The organism is Nocardia pneumoniae NBRC 100136, assembly GCF_000308755.1.
Lineage (GTDB): Bacteria > Actinomycetota > Actinomycetes > Mycobacteriales > Mycobacteriaceae > Nocardia > Nocardia pneumoniae.
Window position 1 is genome coordinate 104,436 of sequence record NZ_BAGF01000150.1, and the last position, 6,000, is coordinate 110,435.

Here is a 6,000-nt window from a genome sequence, read left to right on the forward strand (position 1 = left end):
ACCGGTGCACGCCACCGGCTCCGGCGTTGAGTGCTCCGCCGGACAGTGGACGGTGCGACCGGCCGCCCCGGGCGTGACCCATTCACCCTGCCTCGGCTCAGAGCAGGGAAACCCAGCCGAAATGACCTTCGGACCTCACCCTCCCGTCACCCACACGCAACTGGCGCCGGGCACGACGGCCGCTCCCCGGCCCAGCACCGCCGCCAGGGTCGCGGCGACCCCTGGACTGGGTCGCCGCGTCGGGGGTCTTCACGCTCTTCACCACCCCGTTGTGGCAACCCGAGCAGCCGCGGCCCCTCACCGCGGCGATCGGCATCGGCGGCGGATTACTCATGGCTTCCGTCATGGCCGCTGTCACCGGCACATACCTGGTGTGGGTGCTGCGCGCCCAGCCGCACGCCCAGCTTTCCTGAGCGCCCTGTGCGACCGAGAGGCTCTCGACGCGCTGGGCAAACTGACACCACGGCAGCGTTGTCTTGGAATCCTGCCCTACGCCCCAATCGGTATTCGTCCGCACACCGGCATAGCGGTCCACCGCTCCGGCCACCAATGCTGGGTCGATCTCATCGGCTACTCCCGACTTGCTTCTCGCCGAAACGATTCCCGCTGGTGCGCAGGCGGTCTGGCCCCTAGGTGGGCCTGCCCACCTCGAATCCGCGCACCAGCCACGCTGCGCGCGCTGTCGCTGTTCCTGCGCTCGCGCAGCAGGAGTGGCCAGCGGCTTGGGATGCGGTTATCGGATCAGATCAGTCGTTCCGGGGCGCGGCAGGATCGCGGCGGATGGCGAGGATCTCGCTGACCGGGCGCCGTGGTGTCGGTGGGCCGGGTTCGGGCTCGGTGGGTGCGACGCCGACGCGGATGATGACCTGCGGCACACCGGCACTGGTCAGCACGCTGTCGATTGCCTTGCGGGCGGCGGGCAGTTCGGTGATGTGGGTCAGCGCGCAGGTCGCCAACCCATCAGCGGTGCATTCCAGCAGTACCGCCGAGAGCGCTTCACCGGTGTGCAGCCAGTCCGCGACGGTATCGCCGGTCGAGCTGAGCACCAGCAGCCGCGCCTGGTCGTCGATCTCGCCGCGCCGCTGGGAGTGCGGGGCGGATGGGAAGGTGCGGGCGATGGGTACCCGGGCAGCCTCGGCGTCGGATACCAGCGCTGTGCGCGGCACTCCTTCGGTGATGAACGAATGCCCTGTCCACCAATGTAATTCGGTTTGGTAGTCCATGTCGTAGTGGCGAGTGGCGGCGGCTTGTTCGGAGGCCGCGGCAAGTAGAGGGCGGGCGCTGTCGTCGAGGACGTCGAGTTCGACATCGTGCGGACCGGTCAACATCCGTGCAGAGTGCACGAGCTCACCGAACCGGTGTGGCGGGTTCATCGGCAGCCGGTCGGTGCGGCGGCGCTCGATGGCCGCCGCGCGGGTCAGCACACCCTCGGGCGGGTCGGGCCAAGCCCGGAACCTGATGCTGGCCAGCAGCTCGGGGCGGCCGACCAAGTCGGGGACGCGCTGGGTGTCGGTGTGCCAGCCGCGGGCGGCCAGCACGGTGCGCAGGTGATGCAGCACCGCTCCGCAGCTGATGACCAGTTGCCGGCCTTGCGGGTCGGCGGAGACCAGCAGCCGATCGTTGTCGCGGTACAGGCGAAGCTCGGCGCCGTCGAACTCCCAGCGCCACGGCTGGGTGTTGTGCACCGAAGGGGCGCGGCTGGCCAACTCGACCGCCGCCACCACAGTGGACTGATCCGGCGCGGATGGTGCAGGATGCGCGTTGCTGTCGGTCATGATTCCAGTGTCGCGCCGTCTATCGCCTGTTGAGGATGGGCATTGTGTCGCTTCTCGAGGGCCGATCGTCACCTGCGTTCCCCGGTCGAATCCCATGCGGCGCGCTCTGCCGCTCGCCGACAACCGCGCTCACGTCTGCAGCGGCACACGGTCGCCGCCATCGAGTAAACGTTGACGCGCCAGCCGTTCGCTGAGCTCGGGCAGACCGCCAACCGGGCTTCCGGCCAAGTCCTGTACACACCGCCGCACCACCCGCCCGACCCAGGGCCGGGCAACCTCATCGCCGAACTCGAGGCAGAGCCGGTCGACGGTCACCTCGATCCAACGGTGTTCGGCGGCGTCGCTGCGATGGGTGGTGAGGATGGCTGCGTCGGTCACCGGCTCAGCATGCGCAACCCTCTCGGCCCGGCGCCAGGGTCGAAGGACCCTGCTCGCTGATCTATGAGCCAGTTCGGCAGTTTCCCCCAGGGGCGAAGCGCGAGCCGATGGTTGGCTACCTTCTCTTCTCGATAAGTCTGATACCGGCGACGATGGTTGGTTCGATCGCGATCACGGTGTCCATGACCTTGTCGACCCAGGGATGCAGCAGCTGCTCATATCGGGCGATGCGGTCGGGATCGGTGATCGTGTGCGCCAAGCCCGTCACCACGACCGACCAACCGACACGGCGTATCGGGTCGATGTCGTCGGCTTCATAGGCAACCACCACCGGAGAATTGCCGCGCACGGCCGAAGAAAGCCGAGAGATCAACTGCGTACGCACAATGATGACCCCACCGTCCTCCACCAGATGATTCACCGGACGGATCGCAGGCAACGCATCACGGGTGAACACCACCCGCCCCAGCGGCGCGCTTTCCAGCAGCCACATCGCCTCGGCGCGATCGAGCTCGACGACATCGCGATCCCCAACACCGTTCAACGGCTGCTCGATCACTCCGCAGCACCCCCGCAACGTCTGAGTTCGACTCGGCCCACGAGATGTGGATTGACCGTCAGCGGTACCGGCGGTGGCGAATCCGGTGGCTGCATACGGTGGTGGCGAGCCACCCGCACCTGGAACAGGCCAGTCCAACAGACAATCGCGTCCTCACCGATGTCGGCATCAATGAGCAGTTGCGCGTCATAATCCTTCGCGTCCCTCACCCGAATCGCCTCCGCCACAGCGCAGGACAGCAATTCGCGCCGCATGCGGCGGGACGGGAAACCTCGACCCCCGCAACCACATTCCGCAACTCGATAGTGATCTGCGCCAGCCCTGACCCATCGGCATCGCGCACCAGCGCACCGATGTGCTGGCGACCACGTGCGTGGCTGATCGCGCGAGCCGATCGAGTCACCTCCATGGGCCGAACTCCACCGCGAGTACTCACCCGCACCTGCGGATCGCGCCCAGTCCGGAAGAACTCCGACGAACTCACAAGACGACAACCTCTCTCCCAAACGCGATTCGCCCACTCTCACCCAGCAATGTCAACAGCGCGATCCCCGCGGCAACCAGGGCCGAAAGTCCCACGATTGGATTGCCTTCGGGTACGTACCGGCCGAAAGACCGCGCCGAGCCGCCAGCCGACGGCGTCTCCCTCGGCTCCGTCGACCTTGGTCCGACTTGCAGGGGACGAAGGACTCTGCTCACAGGTTCGCCCAGCAGGCACGGTGGTCACCGGGCCGCGGCATCCGTCCAGCCGCGGCCGCTCGAACCGACATCGGAGGAACACGTGAGCGACATGGCATCCGGCCAGCCCTACCACGCCAAGCCGGGCGACAGCCTCGCCGACCCGTACAACATCCCCGGCATCGTGCTGTTCCTCGCCGGAGTAGTGGGCCTGGCATCCACACTCACCGCGGCCGGATACGGATTCACCGACTGGATCGCCCTCGGCGCCACAGCCACGACGGTGTGCTTCGTCGCCAGCGTGACACTGCTCCGGCTCGAGCATCTCCGCCTGCGTCACCTCGCCCAACGCTGCTCCCCTACCCTGTCCGAGGAGCCACAGCCGACCGACTGACGTTCGCTCGGGGGCCGCTGTCGCGGCCTCACTACCGCTCTTCGGGCGCTGCGAGACCGAGCATCCCTGTTCACGGATCGGCTCGCGGTGGATGGTGGCAACAACTGCCCAACGAAATCCTCACTGGCATCGATCGGAACACAGTCGGATGGCCAGATGACCCGAGCGGCTTCGGCGGAGAACCCATCGCCACCGCGCAGCGAAGCTCTGGGTGGATGTCCACCCGTCGCAAAAGCTCTCTTCTGCAGCGGATGTCGTCGGTTTCGACGGCGGTCATCCATTTCTCGAGTTGGCGGCCGCGTAGGTGACACATGACCGCGGCGAATCGACGTGGCCGGTCCGTGCGCTGCGCGGCCAGCTGGACATGGTTCGGCGGCGCGATCGGTCACCGTGTCGACCCGGGCACCGCGTATGGACCTCGATCAGGGACGTGCCGTGGTGTGTCCTCGGCGCAGGGCGAAGTCGACGATGCCGAGCACGCGGGGAGCGCATCCGGCCAGATAGCTGTTCTCGTCGAAGTCACCGCGTGCCTGCCGTTCGGCCAGCACATGTTTCGCGCTCGAAATGAGCGGATGGGCTCCGGACAGCGGTCGGACTCACGGGGTGGAATCGGCTACAGAAGTATCGATTCGAGCGTTCTCGTCGGCGCGGATGCGGCGGCGTAGATTGGCGAACTGCCGGGCCTGCATGATCAAGTGAGCGGGCTGGCCTAACAGAAAATCGGCGACCGACATCAAAGGGCGAGGCGCATCGCGTCCGATGGTGCGCACGACCAGGCGAGTGCGTCCGCCGGGCAACTCGGTCAGGTGGAAACCCCATACGCCTTGGGTGAACATCCGCGGAAGGGGTCCGCGTGGGTCGAAGGGGCGGCCACTGGGCAGTGCGAGATCGCTGCGCAGCACCAAGGTCGTCGGGCGATCGGCGATCGCCACCGTGAAATACATGCGCCCGTCGACGGTCGCATTGACCCGGTCACCTTCACGCAACTCCTGCCATTCCGGTACGATCCGCGTCGAACTCGGCCGACCGCCGTTGTCCAGACGGTCCCAGCTGTACCAGCCGGCGCGGTCGGCGCCCATCTGGACCAGCCAGCGCCAGACCTCCTCCGGGGGCGCCTCGAGCGTCGTGGCCATGGTCGAGCAGCCCGTAGGAGCAGGCACCAGCATGTCACCGGGATACTCTCCCGCCACCTCTGCCGGGGTGGCGCCCCAGTGCAACATCCGATGCCGCAGCGCCAAGGCCCCGACGCCCGTCGCCAACAGGGGAAGGGTCCATCCCATGTCGTGCCTCCCGTCAGGTGTCTTTCTCCTGGATCCAGCTCAACATGTGCGGTCCGCCGCTGACAGGGCCGATAGTCCCGAGACGCGGCAAGCCAGCAACCGGCACTGTGAGAACTTCGGGCGAACAGATCTCGCGAATGGACTACCTGACGATCCGCTTCGCAATACGCGCACCGACGAGGAGTGCCGTCACGGCAACAACGCCGACCACAGTGATCAGTCGATTGACGTCGATCGCCGGCTGCCAGCTCACTCGCCCGTCCCGCAGCACGTAGACCCCCACGGGCTTGGCGCCCAAGCCGAATCCGACGCCAGATCCTTCCTGTCCGTCTTTGTCGCTGCCTCCACCACCGCCGCCACCGCCTGATACAGCGGCCGCCGCGATCAGCGTGGTGCCGTCCCGTTCGACCGGCTCGGCATACACCCGTTGCACCGCCATGGCATCCTTGGCCGACGCGAGAACGTCTTCGACCTTCATTGTGCTTCCTCCCGTCACGCGCCTGGACAGGGCTTCCATCCAGTCGTGCTTCAGTGTCCGGCTTCAGCCAGCCGCGCGAGAGAGTCGATCGGCCCTTGATCGTAGGAGAAACGGCAACAGATCCGGGCGCGCCCCAGGACGAAGGCGACCAGACCGAAGGGGATATTGATAAGGAACAACCACTCCCAGCCCAGATTCGCCAGCATGACGCCGCCGATGGTCGGCCCGATCGCGGGCGCGGCGACTGGCGTCAAGCCGCTCGGCCGTTCAAGTGGGGCCGGAGGCTTGCTCGTCGTCGCGGGAATCCGGGATCTTGGCGGGTTTCAGCCGCGGTGTAACCCGGGCTTGTTCGGCTGCGGCCGTGCTGCGGAATTGGCCCGGGTGGCGGGTTCCTCAGACCCTGGCGCGTCGGCTACGTGGCGCTGACTGTCTGTTCTGGCGGCGGCTCTGGCATCGAG

Annotated in this window: 9 protein-coding genes; 2 read left to right on the forward strand and 7 right to left on the reverse strand. The window is 67.0% G+C overall.

Annotation, left to right across the window (positions count from 1 at the left end; all coding sequences use genetic code 11):
- Positions 1–269: 269 nt before the first annotated feature.
- Positions 270–413, forward strand: a complete 144-nt coding sequence (locus ON34_RS36560; protein ID WP_157172536.1) for a hypothetical protein — start codon at positions 270–272, stop codon at positions 411–413.
- A 333-nt stretch (positions 414–746) separates the two neighbouring features.
- Here the strand turns inward: ON34_RS36560 and ON34_RS31210 are convergent, their stop codons facing one another.
- The 3 genes from ON34_RS31210 to ON34_RS31220 form a co-directional block, all read right to left on the reverse strand.
- A complete protein-coding gene (locus ON34_RS31210) occupies positions 747–1,775 on the reverse strand; it encodes an Acg family FMN-binding oxidoreductase (RefSeq protein WP_040786519.1) in 1,029 nt (342 codons plus the stop codon).
- A gap of 129 nt (positions 1,776–1,904) precedes the next feature.
- Positions 1,905–2,153: a hypothetical protein gene (locus tag ON34_RS31215; protein ID WP_040786521.1), complete on the reverse strand. Its 249-nt coding sequence runs from the start codon at positions 2,151–2,153 to the stop codon at positions 1,905–1,907.
- Between the two features lie 115 nt (positions 2,154–2,268).
- Positions 2,269–2,712 (reverse strand): pyridoxamine 5'-phosphate oxidase family protein, encoded by a 444-nt coding sequence (locus ON34_RS31220; protein WP_040786524.1) that lies wholly within the window; start codon positions 2,710–2,712, stop codon positions 2,269–2,271.
- A gap of 781 nt (positions 2,713–3,493) precedes the next feature.
- On the opposite strand from ON34_RS31220, the gene ON34_RS31230 reads away from it, so the two are divergent.
- Positions 3,494–3,784 carry a hypothetical protein gene (locus ON34_RS31230; protein WP_157172537.1) on the forward strand — a complete coding sequence of 97 codons (291 nt, stop codon included), beginning with the start codon at positions 3,494–3,496 and terminating at the stop codon, positions 3,782–3,784.
- Positions 3,785–4,206: 422 nt separating this feature from the next.
- On the opposite strand, the gene ON34_RS38245 is transcribed toward ON34_RS31230, so the two are convergent.
- The 4 genes from ON34_RS38245 to ON34_RS31245 form a co-directional block, all read right to left on the reverse strand.
- Entirely contained in the window at positions 4,207–4,332 is a 126-nt protein-coding gene (locus ON34_RS38245; RefSeq protein ID WP_281032473.1) for a hypothetical protein, read from the reverse strand.
- A 48-nt stretch (positions 4,333–4,380) separates the two neighbouring features.
- Positions 4,381–5,064: a hypothetical protein gene (locus ON34_RS31235; RefSeq protein WP_040786530.1), complete on the reverse strand. Its 684-nt coding sequence runs from the start codon at positions 5,062–5,064 to the stop codon at positions 4,381–4,383.
- A gap of 142 nt (positions 5,065–5,206) precedes the next feature.
- The gene (locus tag ON34_RS31240; RefSeq protein ID WP_040786533.1) at positions 5,207–5,542 is read right to left on the reverse strand and encodes a spore germination protein GerW family protein; all 336 of its coding nucleotides are present in this window, start codon (positions 5,540–5,542) and stop codon (positions 5,207–5,209) included.
- Positions 5,543–5,592: 50 nt separating this feature from the next.
- Complete coding sequence (locus tag ON34_RS31245) at positions 5,593–5,796, reverse strand: MFS transporter (protein WP_040786536.1); 204 nt, start codon at positions 5,794–5,796, stop codon at positions 5,593–5,595.
- Between the last annotated feature and the right edge of the window lie 204 nt (positions 5,797–6,000).

Excerpts from the sequence above, each read along its gene's own strand:
- ON34_RS31210 (WP_040786519.1), bottom strand. The coding sequence starts at position 1,775 with ATGACCGACAGCAACGCGCATCCTGCACCATCCGCGCCGGATCAGTCC.
- ON34_RS31240 (WP_040786533.1), bottom strand. The coding sequence starts at position 5,542 with ATGAAGGTCGAAGACGTTCTCGCGTCGGCCAAGGATGCCATGGCGGTG.
- ON34_RS31235 (WP_040786530.1), bottom strand. The coding sequence starts at position 5,064 with ATGGGATGGACCCTTCCCCTGTTGGCGACGGGCGTCGGGGCCTTGGCG.